This is a genomic window from Methylobacter psychrophilus (assembly GCF_025583945.1).
GTDB classification, from domain to species: Bacteria; Pseudomonadota; Gammaproteobacteria; order Methylococcales; family Methylomonadaceae; genus Methylobacter_C; species Methylobacter_C psychrophilus.
In genome coordinates this window covers 1-20,557 of record NZ_JAOEGU010000004.1, presented here as the reverse complement: position 1 = coordinate 20,557, position 20,557 = coordinate 1, and the positions used below count along the sequence as shown (strand labels likewise).

Annotated in this window: 16 protein-coding genes and 1 pseudogene; 1 reads left to right on the top strand and 16 read right to left on the bottom strand. The window is 43.4% G+C overall.

The features are described from left to right. Positions 1-34: 34 nt before the first annotated feature. The 16 genes from N7974_RS03100 to N7974_RS03025 all read right to left on the bottom strand — a co-directional run bounded on the left by N7974_RS03100 (position 35) and on the right by N7974_RS03025 (position 19,388). Positions 35-1,264, bottom strand: coding sequence for a pyrophosphate--fructose-6-phosphate 1-phosphotransferase (locus tag N7974_RS03100; protein ID WP_262964221.1), 1,230 nt, complete (start codon positions 1,262-1,264; stop codon positions 35-37). 576 nt (positions 1,265-1,840) lie between these two features. Beyond that, complete coding sequence (locus tag N7974_RS03095; RefSeq protein WP_262964220.1) at positions 1,841-3,199, bottom strand: FAD-dependent monooxygenase; 1,359 nt, start codon at positions 3,197-3,199, stop codon at positions 1,841-1,843. A 61-nt stretch (positions 3,200-3,260) separates the two neighbouring features. Further along, positions 3,261-5,489: a terpene cyclase/mutase family protein gene (locus tag N7974_RS03090; RefSeq protein ID WP_262964219.1), complete on the bottom strand. Its 2,229-nt coding sequence runs from the start codon at positions 5,487-5,489 to the stop codon at positions 3,261-3,263. Between the two features lie 82 nt (positions 5,490-5,571). Beyond that, positions 5,572-6,174 carry a nuclear transport factor 2 family protein gene (locus N7974_RS03085; protein WP_262964218.1) on the bottom strand — a complete coding sequence of 201 codons (603 nt, stop codon included), beginning with the start codon at positions 6,172-6,174 and terminating at the stop codon, positions 5,572-5,574. A 19-nt stretch (positions 6,175-6,193) separates the two neighbouring features. Next, positions 6,194-7,825, bottom strand: a complete 1,632-nt coding sequence (locus tag N7974_RS03080; RefSeq protein ID WP_262964217.1) for a cytochrome P450 — start codon at positions 7,823-7,825, stop codon at positions 6,194-6,196. Positions 7,826-8,044: 219 nt separating this feature from the next. Beyond that, the gene (locus N7974_RS03075) at positions 8,045-10,462 is read right to left on the bottom strand and encodes a mechanosensitive ion channel domain-containing protein (protein WP_262964216.1); all 2,418 of its coding nucleotides are present in this window, start codon (positions 10,460-10,462) and stop codon (positions 8,045-8,047) included. Between the two features lie 46 nt (positions 10,463-10,508). Further along, positions 10,509-11,651, bottom strand: a complete 1,143-nt coding sequence (locus N7974_RS03070; protein WP_262964215.1) for a hypothetical protein — start codon at positions 11,649-11,651, stop codon at positions 10,509-10,511. 128 nt (positions 11,652-11,779) lie between these two features. Beyond that, complete coding sequence (locus N7974_RS03065) at positions 11,780-12,517, bottom strand: DUF4410 domain-containing protein (protein ID WP_262964214.1); 738 nt, start codon at positions 12,515-12,517, stop codon at positions 11,780-11,782. Between the two features lie 159 nt (positions 12,518-12,676). Further along, entirely contained in the window at positions 12,677-12,814 is a 138-nt protein-coding gene (locus N7974_RS03060) for a hypothetical protein (protein WP_262964213.1), read from the bottom strand. 335 nt (positions 12,815-13,149) lie between these two features. Continuing rightward, a complete protein-coding gene (locus N7974_RS03055; protein WP_262964212.1) occupies positions 13,150-14,028 on the bottom strand; it encodes a DUF2092 domain-containing protein in 879 nt (292 codons plus the stop codon). A gap of 81 nt (positions 14,029-14,109) precedes the next feature. Further along, complete coding sequence (locus N7974_RS03050) at positions 14,110-14,709, bottom strand: hypothetical protein (protein ID WP_262964211.1); 600 nt, start codon at positions 14,707-14,709, stop codon at positions 14,110-14,112. A 298-nt stretch (positions 14,710-15,007) separates the two neighbouring features. Continuing rightward, positions 15,008-15,946, bottom strand: coding sequence for a transporter (locus tag N7974_RS03045; RefSeq protein ID WP_262964210.1), 939 nt, complete (start codon positions 15,944-15,946; stop codon positions 15,008-15,010). A gap of 25 nt (positions 15,947-15,971) precedes the next feature. Further along, positions 15,972-16,403: a hypothetical protein gene (locus N7974_RS03040; protein WP_243220053.1), complete on the bottom strand. Its 432-nt coding sequence runs from the start codon at positions 16,401-16,403 to the stop codon at positions 15,972-15,974. Positions 16,404-16,744: 341 nt separating this feature from the next. After that, positions 16,745-17,155 (bottom strand): hypothetical protein, encoded by a 411-nt coding sequence (locus N7974_RS03035; protein ID WP_262964209.1) that lies wholly within the window; start codon positions 17,153-17,155, stop codon positions 16,745-16,747. 290 nt (positions 17,156-17,445) lie between these two features. Continuing rightward, the gene (locus tag N7974_RS03030) at positions 17,446-18,207 is read right to left on the bottom strand and encodes a bestrophin-like domain (RefSeq protein ID WP_262964208.1); all 762 of its coding nucleotides are present in this window, start codon (positions 18,205-18,207) and stop codon (positions 17,446-17,448) included. Positions 18,208-18,344: 137 nt separating this feature from the next. Next, the gene (locus tag N7974_RS03025) at positions 18,345-19,388 is read right to left on the bottom strand and encodes a hypothetical protein (RefSeq protein WP_262964207.1); all 1,044 of its coding nucleotides are present in this window, start codon (positions 19,386-19,388) and stop codon (positions 18,345-18,347) included. A 204-nt stretch (positions 19,389-19,592) separates the two neighbouring features. On the opposite strand from N7974_RS03025, the pseudogene N7974_RS20720 reads away from it, so the two are divergent. After that, a pseudogene (locus tag N7974_RS20720) lies at positions 19,593-20,557 on the top strand (transposase); the annotation flags it as partial.

The following is a 20,557-nucleotide window of genomic DNA, read 5'->3' as shown; positions in this document are numbered from 1 at the left end:
AATAAACGGCTCTTCCTTTACTCTCTCCAATAGCTTAGTGGCCTACTTCAACCTTGGCACCCTTGGCTTGACCAATTTCAACAAGCGTTTCATTGAACCAAGGTGTATCAAGATCAAAAGGCTTACCGCCTTTAATTCGAGGAAATTCAATCGCACGCAGTTCATCGCCACGATCTTCATCATGACCTATCAAGCCCGATTCACCACGGAAAGCACATTCAACAGCCAGATCAGCGCAAGACTTAATCAACTTGATATCTTCAATATTTGAAGCGGAAGCTCTGGCGAAATAGCCGGATTTTTGAATCAATGTTTTTTCTGCACCGAGCATTTCCGCAAACTGCTCACCAAACCATTTACCGGGATTAACCGCATCAAGTTTAACATGCCCAAAAGCATCGCGCGGCACTTCCTGACCTTTGGCTTCCATTTCAGCAACAATAGATTCTACGCCAGCACCTTCAGAAACAAAGATGTTTACGCAGTCGAATTTATCCATGACAGCGCGAAGACGCTTGGCTTCGGCGGCAATATCAATAGCCATTTCAGGAATAAATATGCCATGAACTTCAAACGCATTGCGATCAAGCCCAAGTTCTGGCAACCATTCAGCATTATCAAGCAGCTTACGATATTCTTGGGTAGTGGCGGCAGTCAGCCAACCGCAACTGCGCCCCATCACTTCATGAACAATCAGCATACGGGGATTGGCATTGTTTTCGGCAACCACGTTCCAAAAGTAACGGGCGCCCTGCTCTGCTGCGGTCCAGGCACCCAATGATTGTTTGATGGGAAAGACATCATTATCAACTGTTTTTGGCAAACCAATAACCGTGAGGCCATAATTATTATGCGCAAGAAACGCAGCTAGATCTGCAGCAGCGATATTGGTGTCATCGCCACCAATGGTATGAAGAATATCAACACCATCTTTAACCAATTGGTCTGCGGCTACTTTTTGTGGATCTTCGCCTTCCTTAACAAGTCCACGTTTTACGCAGTCTTTAATATTAGTCAGTTTAACGCGGCTATTACCGATTACTGAACCGCCAAAACCATGTAAAAGACCGGCTTTTTCACGTATTGCTGGCGTAACGGTATAATAATCGCCCAATAGCAAACCTTTGTAGCCGCTGCGATAACAAATAATTTCAATAGAAGGATCGATTTCAGTATAACGCTCAATCAGACTGCCGATAGCCGAGTTTAGGCAGGGTGCCAAACCACCCGCGGTGAGAATTGCGACTTTTTTGGGTTTGTTCATAAGAATTATAAAATATGATGTTAAAGAAAAATTATGGAACGGCACTAAAATAAGGCGGCTATTTGACAGCGCATTTTTATTCCCATCCAAGCTAAGTCAACCTGGCCTTGGTGAGCCATATTAGGTGTTGATACAGCGCAGCAGAAGATGAATAAAAAGCTAATCAATAGCTAGACAATATAATGACCATTCCTCTGATAAGGAGCGCTATACGCCACCTTTTAAACTATCGTGCCAAGCCAAAACTTAAACCACACAAATCATTTCAGGACTAACGCTACTATAGCGCAGCAAAGAAAAATATCAGCGTAATAACTTTAGCGTCAAGCCACTCCGATGAGCCCGAATTCTACCATATTACAAAAGAATTTCTTTTGTTTTTAATGAGCTTAAAGCAATTTTTCGTTGACTCAAGCACCTGTCCCGGCAACATAGTCAGCGTCAAAAATGGAGGTACAAAAACTTCGATTCTGTTTAAACCGATTGCGAAGGGGCTACTATCTGACAGTAAATTTTGTTGATATTTAATGACAAACAGCAGTTTTCAAGAAACTTATCTGTGATAAAAAAGTAAAACTACATCGGCGTTGATTTATTTAAGTAACCCCTAATAATTGCCGTAAACGAAAGCTCGTTCTTGGCCAACGGTTTAATTATTCTGAGGGCATCCAACAAAATCTTTATTGCCTTGGGTAAATTAGCCATGCTTTCACGGACTAAATCATAAGCACCAAATACAGCGAGGAAAAAGAACTGTTTAATCAGAGAGTAATGGTTTCTGTTCAAACCGGCCAAAATAGCAATCGACTCTTGTGCATTAGCACCACCACATTGCAAATATTTAAATACCGCCGTTTTAAGCAAGTCATTTGACATCACGCCATATAGCGCATTGGCAAGCACATTAAGATTTGCATTGGCGTACTGTCTATCGCGATAATAGGCTTCGATTTTTTCGTGAATCAAATCGGTATTATTAAAGTCAGGCATCACCAACAAATGCGCACTCAATATTTGTATGTCCGAAAATACCGCAGTCAAGCCGCCCCCCGTTAAGGGGTGCCGCATATTAAGCGCATCGCCCAGCATTACCGCGCCTTTACGAATGATCGGCTTGGCCGCCATATAATGATTAGGCATAACCTTAAAGCCACCTTCTTGGATCGCTTGTTCATAGCTTTTAAGCATGCATTGCGGAATATAAGGCGTTACGTTGGCATCTAAATGTGCCTGTAATAATAACTTTCTGGGTAGTTGATCACCCGGAAAATCAATTAACAATCTGACTTCATAATTAGAAATCGGGTAACAAATAAAGGGGGTAGGTCCTGATAAAAACACATGCCCATGCTTTGGAAAAGGCATTTTACAATCTTTTAAAATCAAACCGATGAAGTAAGACGTCACGGTTTTTTTATTATTACTGAGATCGACTCTAAAATTCGAAAAGAAGCCGTCACTGGTAATGGTTAAGGGCGCATAAATAGACTTTATCTCAGACGTAAGCGACTCCCGGTAACTAACACCAATAATTTCATGCCGTTCATTTTCCAGCAGTTGCAAAGCCTTGCCATGTATTTGCGTAACCGATTCATTTTGTATGGCGGAAGCTCTAATTTGCTGCAAAAACCGGCCGTTATGCAAGCCCATGCCTTTATAGTGATTGGGGTAGGCAATGGTAATATTTTCGTCACCTTGCAGCAATGAATAACCATCGACCGACTGCGCATCAAACCCCTCCAGCAAATGTCCAAGACCCATTTGCTCAAGCGACAATACCGCTCCAGGTTGCAATAACTCCCCAACGATACGCTTTTTTTCCTTAAAACAATGATCAACTAACGCTATCCTAATGCCTTTGGGGGCAAGATAGGCGGCAATGGTGGCGCCCGCCATACCTGCGCCGATAATGCAAATGTCAAATTCTGATTTCATATTGGGCTACTTGATACAAATACTTTAAACTGGATTGATTCTTTTATCATCCCTGAACATACTAACGACAGTATCGACTCAATGCCCATATAGGAAAGATATTCCTATAGTTAGAGTAGGTTATCATACAATTATAATTAAAAACGCCGGAAATATTTTCCTGTGGCCAATCGCCAATATCGCTTTGTCTGTTTAACAACACATTAATACCATTTTCGATAATTTTTTTATCGTCAAAATTTGCGGCCATTAATGCCAATAACGCCCAAGCGGTATTAACAACTTGAGATGTTGCCGCTTCGGTATAAACCAGTTTAGAGCAAGATTCAAAAGTTTCTCCCCAACCACCATCGATTTTCTGCCTGGATACTAAAAAAGCGCAAGCTTTGTTGATGCTATTCACTAAAATGGTATCATCACAATAGCCTTTACTCTTGGCCTTACTAATCGCTTCCACACCAAACCAGGTAGCATAAGTAAAACAGACTGCCCAACCACCATACCAGGAACCATCGGTTTTTTGTTGCTTGACAATAAAGTTGAGTCCGGCACGAATGGCTTTATGTATTTCGCTATCTTTATAGCCGGGATAGTCTTCCTGAATTTCCAGTAAAGAAATAACACAAGCCGCCGTACATTCTGTCCATGAATAGTCGATCATTATATCGGCAAACACTTCAGAGGGATTGAGTTTTTCCAGCCACTTGGCTGACCGTGTTAACTCGTAAGTTGCCCAGCCGCCATCGGTATTTTGATAAGATAGAAGCGTATCTACCGCTTGTTTAATGCGTTGCTCATCAATAACCGGTTTCACCAGACCTGAATGATGAAGAGCTAAAGTGGCACTTAAACCTTCCGCAGTACAATCTGCTACCGGCCAGCCTTGTTCAGCCGTTGAAAAAGGCCAACTCCCAATCATGGGATGACGAAAAAACTCGGTATGCGTCGCGTGTTCAGCTTTGATTTGCGACAATTCAATAAATTGATAACTTTTTTCCAATGTCGCCGGGAATAATTTACCCACGTCGCTTTCCAGTATGGCGCGGGTTGAAAAAGCTGTGTCCCAAAGCTGAGAACCGTTATAACCGCTCATTTTCATACCATCTTCAGCAACCCATAAATAATCATACCAACGCGCGACATGTTTTTTAAATTGCTCGGAATCTTTGCCATAAGCATGCCAGATACAAATAGAATTAATGGCTTTATTAACAGGGCCTATATTGAGGTAATTCGTTTGCTCATCTTCAGCATTAAGATATTTTAAGATATAACCGGTAGCTTTTTTTCTTAGCCAAGGTAATTTGCATTTCTCATAGTTATTGGTAAAAAAGTTCATCCACTTTAGCACCGGTGATGGCGTGGTATAACAATCTTTTTCACAAACCGTAGTGCGTTGTTTGGGCCAGTCAATGGTTTCAAAAGCTTCATTATAAAGCTCTTCTCTTAACGACAAAATCAGTGTATTTTCGGGTGCTTTAATGCGCTGGGCATAACAATAAGCCATTGGCAAATACACCATACGAGTATGGCACCAGTAGCGCCACGGATGTACCGGCAACCATTTTGGAAATAGCCACATTTCAGGAAACAGGCTGTTAAAACCTTGCCAGTCATACAAATTTAAAATGGATAGATAAAACTTCCCCCATGACGGAATACCGGTTGCGCCGCCATTGCTTTTAATCCACGCCCTGGCTTTTATCAGTTGCTCATGATTTTTATCGACGCCCAAAATACGCAATGACACATATTGCATTACCGTGCCAAACATCGTCGATTCACCTTCAATATGCATGCCCCAGCCAGCATCTTTATTTTGATGATTAAATAAATAGACCTTCATCATTTCCCGGTGTGCTTTGGGAAACGGTGTCTCTGAAATATAAGAAGCTATCAGTAAACCGGGCAACAGAAATAGTGGACCACCGTAATCACCGGGCCAATGGCCGTCATCACTTTGAAGGCAAGAATAGTAGTTTATCCCTTTGACCAGCGCATCAACAGCTTGCTGTGCTTCGGAGCTTTCCATCTGCGGAATTTGCCCGGCAAAAGCCTGAAAATTTTCATTAATGGCGGTATGCCGGTACACCTTATCAGCAGAATTGGGATTGCTGAATTTATCAAACTGAAAATCTTCGGTAAACTGTACTACTTCTTCGTCAGTAACGTTATCGGCATTTTTTAGATGCTCGTTGATCTTGCTTGATCCAGGCTTGAATGCCCAAATATGCCGTCCCTTTTCAGTGAGTAGTTGCCAGTTTTTCCAGCCAGATTTTACTTTCAGCATAGATTTTTTTATGAAATACCTTATCGCTTGATTGAACGGCAGAGACTATCTATTAACCAGACAGTATCTGTACATTTAAAATTTATTGATTAAATAAGGCAATACGTACCATTGCCATAAAGCCTTTCAGTTTTTTAAAGAAACTCGGTGCCGTGCGTAAGCGCTCATGACCTGGCAATAATTGTCCTTTAGCCAATCGACCTATTTTCTTTTTTACTGCAGGATCGAGCTTACCATCGGCGGCCAGCTCAAAAAACAAGGATTTCACATTACCCAAATCAAAAAAATCGCGTTGCCATTCCCATTGATAATTACCGCCATAACGAAACCAGGAACCGCCTATACCGGCGACTTCATAATGACTACCATCTTCCCGCAATGCAGGTGATACTTGATGCCATAAACCGATTACTTCACCCTGTTTCTCATCAATTAAAATGCGGTGATACGGATAGCGCCATTCTTCAAAGCCTTCCATTTGGACGCCTAGAGCCCATTCTTCTATCTCTTTACGGCTACGTGCGACAAATTCTTCATTCGGGCCAATATTCCAGCGATACTCAGCGTCATCGGTATACATCTTGCCTAAGTGTTTAGGCCAGTTGCCTTCTTTTTCCGCATCACGATTGGCTTGCAACCAACGTTCAACCATTTCTTCAAGTTCTGCTCTGGGATATGCGGTCATTCTTTATCTCTCATACGCTCTAATTGAGTTTAATTTTAATTGCTTTACTTGGGCAATATTTTTCGGCTTGTCGGGCTTTTTCCAGTAAATTCAGCGACGGATTGTCTTGTAAGACAGTTGCATTGCCGGCATCGTCTACCTGAAAAAGTTCAGGAGCTTCAGCCATACAAGTTGCATGACCCTGACAAAGCTCCCTGTCGATTGTTATATTAAAACCAATACCCCTTTGCGCTGCTTCCTGTAAATTATTTTTCGCAGACTCATCAACAGTATCTTTAATATCAGTGCGCTTTATATAGCGAATGCGGCAGGGTGATAGAGGCTGGACCACCATTTGGGTAAAATCATCCTGATAATTATCTTTGTCATCAACCAGTTCAAAGGTATAGCGTCGTAACAAAATACTAAAAATGGCTTTTAATTGCAGCATCGCAAAAGCGTTCCCGGTACATTTGTGTTTACCGCCGCCAAAAGCAATCCAACTGAAAGGCCTGGCATCCTCTTGGCGCGCTTCTGAATAACGCTCAGGATCAAATTTTTCTGGATCTGGAAAAACTTCAGCAATACGATGCGATACACGCGGCGAGGCACAAACATACTTTCCGGCCTTAACCGTATAACCTTTAAAGTGAAAGTCTTGCATCACTTTGCGAATTAAAAATATCAATGGCGGATGCAGGCGCAACACTTCTTTAATGACATTTTCCAATAGCGGAATTTCTCGCAAAGACTGAAAAGTAACTTCACCCTCAGCACCAAACAAGTCATCCAGCTCATTCAACACAGCCGCCGAATGTTCTGGTCGTCTTGCCAATTCCAGCAAGGTCCAGGCAGCTGTTCCTGCGGTCGTATGATGGCCTGCAAATATGGTACCGATTAACATCCCGGTTATTTCATGCGGAGATAAGTGAGTGCCATCGTCGTATTTAGATTCAATGAGCAATTGAAACGCATCTTCGCTTTTTTCTGTCTTCAGCGCTCTTTTGGCAATAATGCCGGTCACTAATTCTTGTAGTCTGGCACGGGCTTTATCACGGCGGCGAAATACCGGTAACGGCAAATAAGGAAAAACAAAAGCCAGCGGATTCACGCCTTTTTCAAGATCATGATAAATTTTCGCAAATTCTTCATTTAGTTCATAACGAAATTCATTGCCCAACAGACAGTGGCTGGAAGTATAAATCGTCAGCTCTTTCATAAACTCAAGCAAATCAATTTCACCGGTATCGCCCCAACCAGCAATCATTTGTTCAACTTCCTGAACAATCACTTGTGCATAGCCACGCATTGGCTTGTCGCGTAATACCGGCATCAACATTTTAAGCTGTTGATCTTTTTTATGCGGCGGCGCATCAAAAACCACACCTTTGCCAAAAATTGGGGTCATGATTTTATAAGCCTGACTTTGATCCAGCTGCCCATCCGGCGCACGAAAAAAAGCTTCATTAGCTTCAGGCCCTGTCATCAAAACCATTTTTTGATGAAACATACGAAATTCACCGATTTCCCCCAATGACTTTCTAAGGTTCATCATGTACTGAAAAGGATTTTTCCCAAATTCCAGCATATGTCCTAAAATCGGCAAGGCACCCCGCATTTTAGGTGGCTCTTTGCCAGAAGAAACAGTATTTTCGGTATTCGTTGTATTCATAACTTGATGTAGATGAACGTACATTAAAGGACGCTGGCATTCCTCGGAAAACATAGGCCTTTTAAATCCTACAGGCGAATGCAAGGCAATTCGTGATTTTACGCCGTGCTTGGTTAATGTACAAAATTTTATCACCTAATGGTTTTATAATTACCAGCCTGCATATTACCCAAACGATGCATTCAAAGAAATAAAGCAGTATGCGTCTACCTCGACCAATTATTCTTTTATGCTCCCCACATCAGGAGTATCCTTAAAAACCCTAACTTCCAGCGGTCGACTGGTATCAAGATGAATATCCCGTTGCGGAAAGGCAATCGCTATACCATGCTCGTTCATTGTTCTATAGATCATATAACGCAGGTCGCTGGCCACAACAGCCCAGGATACATCTGGTTTAAGTTCGACCCAAACATACAAGCCAAATTGTAGCGCGTCACTACCAAAATCTTCAAATTGCACTCTGGGTTTCGGGTCGTCTTCAACGACCCCGTGCTTATCTGCAACCTCAAGAAGCAGATCAGTGACCTCTCTTACCGGTGAACCATAGGCAATGCCAATTTTAACGACAATACGTATCTTCTCGTTACTTAGCGTCCAGTTGGTGACGTTTTGCTCTATAAAGGTACTGTTAGGAATCAGGGTCTCAATGCCGTTACCATCGCGGATATGCGAACTTCTTACCCCGATATCTATGACACGACCACGGATACCACCAACCTCGACCAAGTCCCCCGGCCTAAAGGGGCGTTCAAACAATAGCATAAGCCCACTGATCAGGTTCTTGAGCATATTTTGCATCCCGAACCCGGCACCGATAGCCAGCGCACCGCCCATAAAGGCGAATATCGTCAATGGAATCCTGACGACCAACATGCTCAATACTATCAGGAGTACAACTTCAAGAAATAGCATCCAGCGCCGCGCAATACGGGCAAGACTGGCATCCATGTCCAAACGTGTCACTGCCAGACCTTCTACCAAACGAGCCAGACGCACGGCAAACCAGTAACCAATGATCAAAATTGCCAATGCAGTGGCCACCTTATCAACGGTAACACTACGTTTACCACTGACTATCTGCCCGTCAACCTCAATATTGTCTTGTACGGCAAAGAGCTCGAACGCCCAAACTTGTGACACAAAATCGTGCGTTTCCAGCAACACCTCTGCCAAGTAATCGAAAAATGACTTAACCCGGAACCTGTTATCAAGTTCCTGCTTACAACGATCCAGTAAATCTTGGGTTGCTTCAATTGTCCCCAATAACCGCGACCATGAAACCACCTGATCAAGATCAAGATCTCTTAATATATCCCTCAAAGCATTCGAGCCACTAATCGCAGGATCAAGCGATTCAGCAGACTGATTGGTAACCAGTGTCAACACACGATTGCGCTGCTGATCGACATAATCGTGAACTACTTTAAGAACTACCTGATTCTGGGCAATCTTGTCATAAGCCGCGCTGACTTTTTCACGATCAGTTACCTTGGCATACGCCCAGCGAAAATTCCAGACATCTCGCTGCATTTGCAGATAAAACAGTATCCTGTTGAGAGCTTGTAGTTTAATGTCGACATTATTACGTTGCGCCTGACGTATTTGATCAAGCTGTTCAGGCTCGAAGCGCTGGGATTGTGCGGATTGACCGTCGGCACTCAAGGCAGACTCGTTCTGTTTAACAGAGCTATTATAAAGGTCAAATGCTGATACCCCTTCTTTAAGCTCGGCAATAATATGTTGATTTTCAATTTCAATATTCTTTTGTACCTGATCGATATCTTGCTGCGTCAACTCTACGTGTTCAGACGCCACACTTAGCTGTTTACGGACCAGTTGCAACTGTGCCCTGTTTTCCAGTAAGTCCTCAATAATTGTTTGTTTTTCAATCTGAAATCCTATAACGCGTGCCAAATCAATCTGATTTTGCAGAGCCAATAAATCCCGGGCCCTACTCAAGACGACTTGCTGATCAGGTGTATTTTTAGCCTGCTCTACAGCTTCGTCAGCCTGCCTTAGCTTTACTATGGAATTCTCGGCAGTATTTATCAGCTGCGCTCCCGCCAACTCAACGGTAGAGGCCCAAGCCTCAAGCTCGGCTACGCGTCTTGTGAGCTTGGTAACAGATTCTTTGAGCTCATCGACTCTGAGAAATGGATGGAGAGACGGTGCGCTGAAACCTGACCAGTTGAAGGCTTGATCTTCTATCTTTAGTCGCTGCTGCTGATGTACCTGCAAACTTACCAATCGGGCAAGCTGTCCCTCATAAAGAAATACCAGTTGCCTGAGATATAAACGTCGAACAAAGATATCTTCATCACCAGCCGACTCGGTAACCGGTGATCCACTAACGGCTTCCGAAGGCATAACAACAAGTTCCGCGTTAGTTGCTGCAAGTTTTTTTTTGACATCCTCCATAAGAACTGCCTGATCAAACGTAGGTTTGATTATGGCAGTCTTGTCAGAAGTCTGTTTCATTAACCCATTGATAATTGCGGATGTAGGAGTTGCCAAGACCGGTGTTAATGACAGCAACAATAGCAGACTTAATAGTCTGCGGATTACGCGAATATTTATTGGTCTAATTATCAAGCAAAGGCGAACGATGCCGTACTGCTTTAGTATGTGAAACATTTTAGCCGCCTAAAAAAATGAACAAATCAGAACTAAAAACCATAAATCAACGTAGTGGAAGAGTTAATGTGGGTCCGGCTGATTTGGCCGCACCCGCTTGCAGTCGAAATAACTGGGTTAAAAGCATAAAAGTCGACTTCGACTCCAAATCGTTGTCCATCAAATAAAACCATTGACCACGATACGGTATGGCAACAAAAGCAGTATCCGGCTGCTTATCGCTTTGGTGGATGTGAAAAAGATTTCCACCTGCCGTTTTACCCCAGTCAAATTCCGAGCCATTCTGATTTCGTGTAACAGTCACTAAACCTGTGATCTTGTGTGCCTTTGGAGTATCTATATTTTGAGACAGATAAAAAAAGATGCTCATTAGTGAGCGAAGATTTATCGAGATAGTATCGCTCCTGTGTTTCAGGAAGCCATTGTTGACATGATAAATCGTAAGATTCTGATCGAGCCCAAGTAGCTGTTTGATTTCCCGAATTGCGTAATAATGTTCCGGTGTCGAGTTAATTTCCAGCTGCGCTTCCTTGGTGACGGGATCAACTCTGGGGATTATAAGGTTTTCACTCATGACCTGATCAAAAAGCTGTAACAGCCGATTAAAAGGATCAATACGCTTCGGAGAAAATTTAGGCGTTGGCCCCGAGGCATTCGGCGCATTTTCAAGCTCGTTGATGCGTTCCACGCAAAGACCCAGTACCCGCCGGCCACTCCATCCAGATTCAATCAAGGCAAACATATCTTCAATAGAGAGCGGCCGGAGTATGCTCTTAACGAAGCTCTCACCCTGAAGGGGCGCATAAGCAATAGTTGGCGCAGTTGTGTAAGCCCCTCCACCGCTAAGTTGCAAGACATCGGCACCACCACTACTCAGATCGAAGGCAGATTGATCCAATCCGGCAGACAGATCCATTTTTAAGGAAGCAGTGACACTGGTCACATCCAAAAAGAAAACCGGATCCCGGTAGTGTAATCGGACAATATTTTGTATGAATTGCTCATTTTGGCTATCAACGATAGCCGCATTATAAAGAGGATATGTACCCCTGAGTTCATTGGGGCCAAATGAATAACAACCAGACAAAAAAACGCCAATTATCAGGAGCAGAAGCGATGGTTTGGGACATCGAATATGATGGTTAGCGAGAAATCCCGCCAACCATTGCACTTGAATTACGACAGACAAGAAAAACCTCATTAAGGTACTTTGATTTCAAAAAAAGACAGGCAATACCTACCATCATTCGTAACAGGTTATTGCTAAAGTATATGTATTCTCGGTAAGCACCAAAGACTGAGGCAAAAATTATCCGTTTATTGCGCCAAAGCGGGATTGATCCAGCCTTGCAGGGCAAAATACTTTGCCAGCCGGGCTGTGATGTCCTCTGCCATTTTCTTTGCTTGCTGGGCAGAAGCCGATTTATAACTTTTAACACCACTCACTGCTACGTTAGCTCCGACTACGGCTGCTGCACCGGCACCCGCTGCGGCACCCACCGGCCCAAAGATGGCAGCTCCCGGCATGTTGCCACTGTCAGTATGGGCGTCAAAAGCGATCAACTCCTGATAGCCCGAAGCTGATGGTACCAAAACACGCACCTTACTATCCAACGAAGATTTTCCCATGCCCAAACCAATGGCATTTCTGCGTAATCGATTACCTTCATTAATATCAACGAAATAACCAGTAATCAAAATTGACCCGGGAGCAACCGGTAAGCTCTGATCAGCACGCACAGGACGTAAGCCTAAAGCCGCTATTTTCAGTGTCAGCTCCGTTGCCAGAGCATCGGATACCTCACGACCCACCTGAATTTCCTCGCTGGTCAGATCTTTATTTTCAAAATTTCTCTGTATCTTCGCAAAAACACTGGAATTTTGTTGAACATCTTGAGGGCTAACGGCGAAGTTATAAATCAACACAGGATTCGGTGTAGGCATACCGGTATTGGCTACTTCGTAGGTATCCTTGACATTGGTTTTGGCACAACCAAGCATAAATAGACAAAGCAGAACGACCCCTGATAATCTTGATAAGTGTTTAAATCGCATAAGTATTCCTGATAGAGTTTGCAGTAAAGTACCAGAAAAGAGACAGAATCAATACAGTCATTGTCTGGTGACAGTTTAAAAAAATTGGTCAACTTTGATAGTAGCCCAGCCTTACATGATATTTTGCTCATGCCTCATAGGCAAGTCCTTACCCCAACATCATAATGCCATGAGATACTCATCGGTGCCAACCCATTGAATTGCGATACCCATAACCGTAGTTCCATTCAGCACGGCCGCCATATACGACACCTGTACGATAATTCCAAGACCTATAGCCGTAATTGGGATAGGCATTGTAATCCCAGGCTCTGTAAACAGGAGGTGACACATAGGCCTCCTGAACAGTTGGACTGGCACAACCAGACATCAGCAAAACAAACAGACCAGTTGCTAATAATCTTAAAGCATATTTTAATTGCATAACTATTCTTACATCGTTTGAAGTGAAATTAACATAATCATTAACTGGTAATGGTTTAAAGAGAATACTCGGCCTTACTGGGAGCCCACCCTTCCAGAATATTTCACTTATAAATTACCGTCGCCAACCGGTAGCGATATCAACATCGCCAAGGCAAAATTCACCAACAACCGTGTTATTTTCATTAGCTTCATTGTGTGATTCTTATTCATTTAATTTTTTTCTCGGCCCCATAAGTACCAAACTCAATTTGTTTAGAATTGGCGGGTATTTTAAACATAAATGCATCCGCTTTCAGATTCGGGTTTAAATTCCAGTCCACGAATTCAACCAGAAAGCGGGGGAAGTTTGGGACTTGCTTATAGGTCATGGCCAAACGAAGCGGCAATGCATTTTTACCTTTTTCTATCCAAATTTCCCAGTTGATAGCAGGTTCCATGTAGGCAAAATGCTCACAAGGTACACCATTCACCATCGAGTCTCCCACCACAATGGCATGTGTCAAATTTTTGGTCATCACGGCATAGGGGTTGCTGTACAAAAAATCCGCAGCGGGAAAATTCATTGGTACCTTTGTCATTACAAAGTTCAGCATCTCATCAATCGTTGTGAGTGGACTGGAAACAGCATGAAGCTTCTTATGTGGGTCAAAGGCTAAAACTTTGGAGCCATCGAAATAAAGTTGAAAGTTTGGCGCATCACCTGAAACATTGATGCGTAATTTATTAGGCCGCTGCAGGCCGACTTCAGCGTCGGTAAAGAAAGTTATAAATTGACCGGTAACTGCCTGTAGCTCTATAGAGCTATTCGAGTGATAGGTAAACTCCCTGGCAGAAGTCAGTTTGTCACTCATCTGCTTAAGTCGATCCAGAGCATATTGTTGAATAATAGGCGCTGGCGGGGATGCAGGGTTTTCAAGCTGTACAGCAGGTTGTTCTACCACCTTTGTTGCTACTGCTTGAGTCTGCATATTAATCGGCATTGTTTCCTGGTGCGCACAGCCCTGCACCGAAAGCGCAAAAGTGATTACAGGTAACAGCACATATTCTGCGGGAATCTTTCTGATATTTTTTTGTTTATTTTTCATGATCAGCCTTTTGTAAAATAGTGATTATCCATATTTGACCCGAAGAGTTTGCTTCAACTTATACCTGGCTATCTGGCAATATTAATAGGGAGCCGGTACTACTTGGTAATAGGCACCGTTACTTCCGAAATAAGGCCTGAACCAACTCATGCCACACTGATAAAATTGAGTTGAACTGACAGTTACACTGACACAACCACCCGGCAGATTATTCAGATTGGTACCCAAAGGTAGCTGCGAGGCATACATTGGCTGTTGCTGCACCACTACGGTAGTCGGAGGGGGAGCCTGCCTGGATGCTGCAGCAGAGCCCGCCATTGCGCCAACCGCCAGACCGGCAATACCAGCTGCCGCGACCTGACCAGAGCTATAGCCACTGTTGCCATAATAAACAGCCGGCGGCGGGCGATAACCATAGGCAGGCACAGGGACAGGATGATAGCCATAGCCAGGTGGGTGACTCCAGCTCGCAGAACCGGATCCGCCACTCCAACTCGCCGAACCGCCACGATAGCCGGATGCAGAACCGGAGCCACCACTCCAGCTAGCCGAACCGCCACGAGCGGTAGTAACTGAGCCACTGCCTCCGCCGTAACTTCTGTAGGCTTGTGTTGGCATTGATATAGCGGCCATACAAATAGCTGTAGCCAGAAGGTAGTAACCTTTATTTCGAATAATCATAACGCTTACCTCTGCAAAATAACTTAACCAATATTAGCCAACGATTTATGGTCGCCCTTCGGCTATCCCAAGAACAGGCTTCTCAATGAGATTATCTGGGTAGTGAATATCTCTCGCAAGTTAATAACCTGCCTTACTATTATCCAGCCACCAATCTATAAGTTATAAATCGTAGTATTCGTAGTGTAAAAGTAATCCGTAGTTTCATTGACGAAATACAACACACTTTTTGAAACAGGCAGACTAATAACCGCTATTTTTACTCTTATTGGTAACTACACAGCAATCGTTCAAGCATCTAAAGCCCTTCGCCCCATCGATATTGCCAAGCAATTCCGATTATATCGAAGTTACTCCCAGTCCGTGAGTAAATACCCGTACTACCATTCAGTTTGATGGAATTCTGCTTGGTGATCGGAAACGACAAGGTACCGCCAACACGCCAATTCTGCTGCATATTGGCATCCATTATATTATCTTGAATGGTACGACCACCGGTGTAGTAATTGGCATCGAAAGCGGCCCAAATACCCATACCGAAGTTATAAATCAGATGTCCTTGAAGGTTATAAATCGGCTTTTGCTCCAAGGTATTTTTCATAAATGACTGAGTGTTATCGGTAAAAATGTACATCCCGGCAGCGAATTCAGTAATCAATGCTCCCCACGCTTTGGAAATACCGATCTCCGGCTTGATAGACCAGCGATTAGTGCCGATATTCACCAGTTTGCGCTGATCGTATTGACCTCCGGGTGCCGTTACCGCAAGACTGACACCGACAATAGTATCCTGTTTATAGCTGGCAAACTCTTTCATCGCCAGAGCAGGTGCTCCGTAAAGATTCACATATAAACGAGCCATGGGATCGGCAAAACCAACAACATCTCGGCTCTTCTGTTGCCCTAACACCTCGGCTTGACCGGATAGCCAAGCCTCTGGAATAATAATATCAACCTTGCCAGACTTTCCCCAAAAATCCAGTGAACGCACATAAGCAAAGACGGAGCTATGAGTTTCCAAGTTGGCGTTAGTGATGGGCACAGTCGGGGCGAAGGCTATATTGCCTTTAATGTTGGTGTAGCCAGCGATCAGAAAGTTGAGACCAATGGGTATATTTGAATACGCTCGTGGATCCATATCTGTCGCACTTACCGGCGAGCTTGTTATGCCCAGAATCGCCAGAATAGTGGATCTGGCGAAATGAGAAAAAAAGCATTCGACTAAACGGCAAAACATAACCAGTCTGTGCGGCAAACATTAATCAATAATAATACCCGCCCATTCCATATCCAGGGCCCCACATACCCCAATTCATGTTGGCATCTTCATTCATTTCCGCTGCCGTGCGTTGATCCTGAGCAATATTTTTTTGGAGTTGCAATTGTTGAAAACTTTGATAATTGGCATCTTCACCTATATAGAGGCACTGACAATTTGTAGCGTCGGCGTATACGTAATAGTTTTTGCCGTCTTTTTCATGTGTTACTATTTTCTGTTGCGTCAATGTTTTTAAATGAGCCAGCTTTTCTGGACTATTCGCCAGTTGCATTTTAAATCCGGCAGCGGCTAACAGCTGTTCTTTATCCTCAGCATTCTGCGCGTTTATCGCGGCACAGGAAATTAAAACGCTACTTAGTATGGCGATGCCAACGCCTTTTAATAGTCGTAACTTTATAGTTAAGTTGTTGTTCATAACATATTGCTCGTTGTTGATAGTTTAACAAAAATTTTATATTGAATAACGAAGGCAATTTTTTCAAAACATCGGCCTCCACTCCAAAATAACGGTACCCCTCGCAATTACCCTCTTAATCATTTTTATACCAGCGGTATATTATGCCGCATAAAATAGCCCTGATAGATAAGTTTGCACAGAGAGATCGGAGTATACTGGAAAGGCCTTAGGTTCACTATTTAAAGCACTCGCCAACATAGTGTCATTGCCAAAATTATTGGCACAGCCAGTCTGACGAAATGTAATCGTAGAATTCACCAAAGGAACACAACACCCTACGTAATCGGGTAATGTGTGCGTTATTGGCCACCTTCCAGAACGCGTGCAGTCTGTCCAAAGGCATTGCAATTATCAGGATCGCGGCACATCGTTTCATAAACCGCCTGTTTGCCACAACCTCTGACGCCGATGGTATATTCGGTCCATTCATAGCCAGCGCCGCCCCTCATGCCTACACCCAAACCATTGATGTAAGTAACTTTCTGCGAAAGCACTGTTCCTGTAGCCTGAGGACAATTGAGCTCAAACTGTCCCCGGGTTAGTGCAGTTTTTAAAGCAGATGGGGAATTTTGCGCGAGAAACTGAGCCTCAGTCGCACAGGCATTGATAATTAATGGCAGCACCAGCGCAGCTAAGCCGACCCGGATAGGGCGACTTATGCCAAACTGTATTTGACTGCTAACGGTATTGAGCTTTCCTGAATTTTTCATGGTTTTTCTCCCAATTTATAGATAAGCCGCCAATTTCGATCCTGTCATCCGACGGCGATTGATAACTATACTCCGCGCGGTCACGGATGCGGAAAATAGAAACACATTAACCCTTTGTAATATATGATGTTAAGCACATTTAAGAATCCGCAATAGTGACCGCACGGAGTATAACGTGTAACAGAACTTCCTAAAACCCAACAACCTATAATTTTTAGCACAGATTTCATGGCATTTTTTTATATTTGTAACGGCTATCAGTAGATTATTTAACCCTGTATCTCGACAAGCTATTTTCCGATTACAGAAAGGGCTTTGTGAAGCGGGACACTCGAAACCTTAATAATTCCTTCCAGTGGCTGATTTAATTCCAGGATAAGGAAAATTGCACCCGTCATCGATAGGACGCAGATGAACAATGCCGACGTTGCTGTCAGGTTTCGAGGAGCCAACAAGCCAAATTGAGCGAACAGAACAGTAAGCCAGAATGTCAGCACCACAAGAAATATCTTCGGCAAGTTAGTTTGTGACTGTTCGATTAACATCCATCGTGATTGCATCATGTCGGCGCTTATTTGCAGGGCCTGAGTTTGAAGATATTTTTGCGAGTCGTTCTGCGGCGAAAGCTCACGAATCATGCTGTAAACTTCAGCCATTCCAGTGGCCATTTCTATCTTCGTCAAATCGACCTCTTGTGTACTTTCGTCAGGCCAAATGCGTTCGATTGCCGAAGCGGTCGCCTGACGCACAAGCTCACGCGCTTCTTTCGCTTCCGGTCCATAGTTAGACAAGTAATAGCCGAGCGTGATGATTTTCGCACCTGATTGAGTAATGCCTGAAGTTGTATTATCGTAGTTGCCTTTCGCCGACGTCACCAGTAAACCAATAATCAAAGCGATCAGCGTAGCCATCATCCCGGCCGACGTCTTCAAAATATCTTTGGAGTCCGATTGCGTGTGATGATCGGGTATAATCAACCGGAGGTATGAACCCAATGCCATTCCACAAAGCATACAGACAAAAATAACGAAAGCAGTTAACGGAGCAGACATCAGTTACCCTCCCCTACTATCACCGGATTTATGAATTAAACGAAAAATAGTATTTCATTTTTTACCTGTTAATTTATGCCCTTTACACTATAGCTGTATTTAGAAAATACAGCCTGATAATGGCTAATAAAAGCAATCTATTTAAGAGACTTACGCAAATTTTTCAGTAACTTGCTGATTTCACTTTGCGCCATACTATTACCTATAACATGTTTTAAAACGCTGCCAAATCCAGTAACTTGATCGGTAAAGTTTCGATTTTCATAAAAAACCAGAGAACCATTGCGATACGGTAAGCAAACAACAACGAGCTGATTGGAATTAAAAGAATGCCCGGCATAAAATTGCCGGGTAAGAATTAAATAGCCACCACGCTCACTCAACATCACACGGTGAACAAGAATAGCCGTAGGACTACCTTGGATTTCTCGATTACTCCAAAAAAATGCTTCTTCGACACCCATCGGGAAAGCAACCGGATAATTCAACCAAGCCTTAAATAACTCGGAAAAATAGTGCGCCAGCACTTTGTCTTCTAACGCCGCTGTCTGCAACTCTTGGCCCGGATTAGCTTCTGCGCCATCACCACGATCATAAGTTGCAACGCCCATCAAGCCTGTCTTGCGATAAGACTGCCAACGCTGCCATAAAATCTTTCTATAAACTTCCGATGCCGCATCAGGTAGTGCCGTATTGATAGCCCGTATAATCTGATATTCTTGAGTGGACAAATTAAATTGACTGCCTGGCGTTGCCGCCAAAAAATCTTCAGCGTCATCACTTCCAGTCCGGAAAGCAAAACCTTTAAACGCATCCTGCGTAGCCTGTAACGGAATAACACCCGCAGCAATAACGGCAGTATCCATGGATTGCAAGTCTTCTCTCTTGATCAACTCAATAATTTTGGAGGACTCTACCGGCAAATACATTGCAGCACCCGTGGTTAGCTCATTTTCGCTACTACCTGGAACATTGAAAAAAACAATTTCGCCCTGATCAAGGCTCGCAAGGTCTTGTTGCTTGATTCCCAGTTGTTGAATCAACGTTATAGAATCGGGCATATTTGCAGAAAACACTGGAGAAACCATGCTTATGCTTAATCCCATAAAGGCTAACAACACGTACCGAATTTTTTGTTTCTTTAAAAAACCATTTCCTATGATACTGATTTGCTTGGCCATACCTTTATACCTGCCTATAAAAAACAAATAATAATCCAAAGTCTCACCATTCACATCTGTTTTATTTAAAAACTTTCCTAAAATAATTCCGTTTAACAATACCTTCGCCAATTGGCATGAGTAATTTATAGATATCGAAGGAAAGAGAAAGGTCAGAGAAGGTAGAATACCGCTTCTAACAGAGCATTCGCACCCAAACTGACCATGAACGAAATCATAGCAATACTAAATACCGTAAGTCCACATTTAAAAGCCCGCACGCTAAAGCAGATGACCCTGCTTATTGAAGCCATGCTGTCGATGACGGGGCGAGTAACCATGCTGAGTTTGTCGCGTTGGACTGAAAAAGGTGGCAGCTATCGAACGGTACAGCGTTTTTTTAAAGAAAAAATAGAGTGGTCGGCGTTACGTTGGCAGCTCATAAAGCAACACACACAGGAAACTAAAGGTATATGGTTGCTGATTGGGGATGAGGTCATGGTGACTAAATCAGGGAAAGAAACGCATGGATTAGGGTTTTTTTTTCTTCGATTTACAACAAGCCATTGCCGGGGCTGTGTTTTTTAAACCTGTCCTTGTTATCTGTCGAAACGCGGATAGCCTACCCTTTAATCACCGAGCAGTTGGTGCGTAGCGATGTTCAAGCCAGTGCGCCAAAGGCTGTTAAACCCAAACATCCGAAACCTGGCAGACCTAAGGGCAGTGTTAACAAAAACCGGAAATCGGTTGAACTATCATCCTTTCAAAAACAGTTGCAAGCCTGTATTAATGCATCGTTAACGCTGATAGCGTTGGATTTGGGAATCGTCTATTTTGTTTACGATGGCGCACTGGGCAACAATGCCGGCCTACAAGCCGTTATACAAACCGGGCTACACCTTATTTGCAAACTACGCCATGATTCGCAGCTTTACTTTCCCTACTCGGGCGAGTATTCAGGAAAAGGTAAGCCGCGTAAATACGGTGAAAAACTAACACTGGAAACCTTGACGGACGCGCATCGGAAATCGGAGGTCGTGGAAAAAGGCATTCAAACGTGTATCTATCAGGTACACGTTTGGCACAAAAACTTTCCTGAATTGCTCAATGTCGCCATCATTGTAAAGACCAACCTAAAAACAGGACGGATCGCAAAGGTACTGTTGTTTAGTGATGACCTAACGCTTGCC

Bases quoted from the DNA above. Each gene is read 5' to 3' on its own strand.
- N7974_RS03100 (WP_262964221.1), bottom strand. From the start codon at position 1,264: ATGAACAAACCCAAAAAAGTCGCAATTCTCACCGCGGGTGGTTTGGCA.
- N7974_RS03095 (WP_262964220.1), bottom strand. From the start codon at position 3,199: ATGAAATCAGAATTTGACATTTGCATTATCGGCGCAGGTATGGCGGGC.
- N7974_RS03090 (WP_262964219.1), bottom strand. From the start codon at position 5,489: ATGCTGAAAGTAAAATCTGGCTGGAAAAACTGGCAACTACTCACTGAA.
- N7974_RS03085 (WP_262964218.1), bottom strand. From the start codon at position 6,174: ATGACCGCATATCCCAGAGCAGAACTTGAAGAAATGGTTGAACGTTGG.
- N7974_RS03080 (WP_262964217.1), bottom strand. From the start codon at position 7,825: ATGAATACAACGAATACCGAAAATACTGTTTCTTCTGGCAAAGAGCCA.
- N7974_RS03075 (WP_262964216.1), bottom strand. From the start codon at position 10,462: ATGTTTCACATACTAAAGCAGTACGGCATCGTTCGCCTTTGCTTGATA.
- N7974_RS03065 (WP_262964214.1), bottom strand. From the start codon at position 12,517: ATGCGATTTAAACACTTATCAAGATTATCAGGGGTCGTTCTGCTTTGT.
- N7974_RS03060 (WP_262964213.1), bottom strand. From the start codon at position 12,814: ATGCCTATCCCAATTACGGCTATAGGTCTTGGAATTATCGTACAGGTG.
- N7974_RS03055 (WP_262964212.1), bottom strand. From the start codon at position 14,028: ATGAAAAATAAACAAAAAAATATCAGAAAGATTCCCGCAGAATATGTG.
- N7974_RS03050 (WP_262964211.1), bottom strand. From the start codon at position 14,709: ATGATTATTCGAAATAAAGGTTACTACCTTCTGGCTACAGCTATTTGT.
- N7974_RS03045 (WP_262964210.1), bottom strand. From the start codon at position 15,946: ATGTTTTGCCGTTTAGTCGAATGCTTTTTTTCTCATTTCGCCAGATCC.
- N7974_RS03040 (WP_243220053.1), bottom strand. From the start codon at position 16,403: ATGAACAACAACTTAACTATAAAGTTACGACTATTAAAAGGCGTTGGC.
- N7974_RS03035 (WP_262964209.1), bottom strand. From the start codon at position 17,155: ATGAAAAATTCAGGAAAGCTCAATACCGTTAGCAGTCAAATACAGTTT.
- N7974_RS03030 (WP_262964208.1), bottom strand. From the start codon at position 18,207: ATGTCTGCTCCGTTAACTGCTTTCGTTATTTTTGTCTGTATGCTTTGT.
- N7974_RS03025 (WP_262964207.1), bottom strand. From the start codon at position 19,388: ATGGCCAAGCAAATCAGTATCATAGGAAATGGTTTTTTAAAGAAACAA.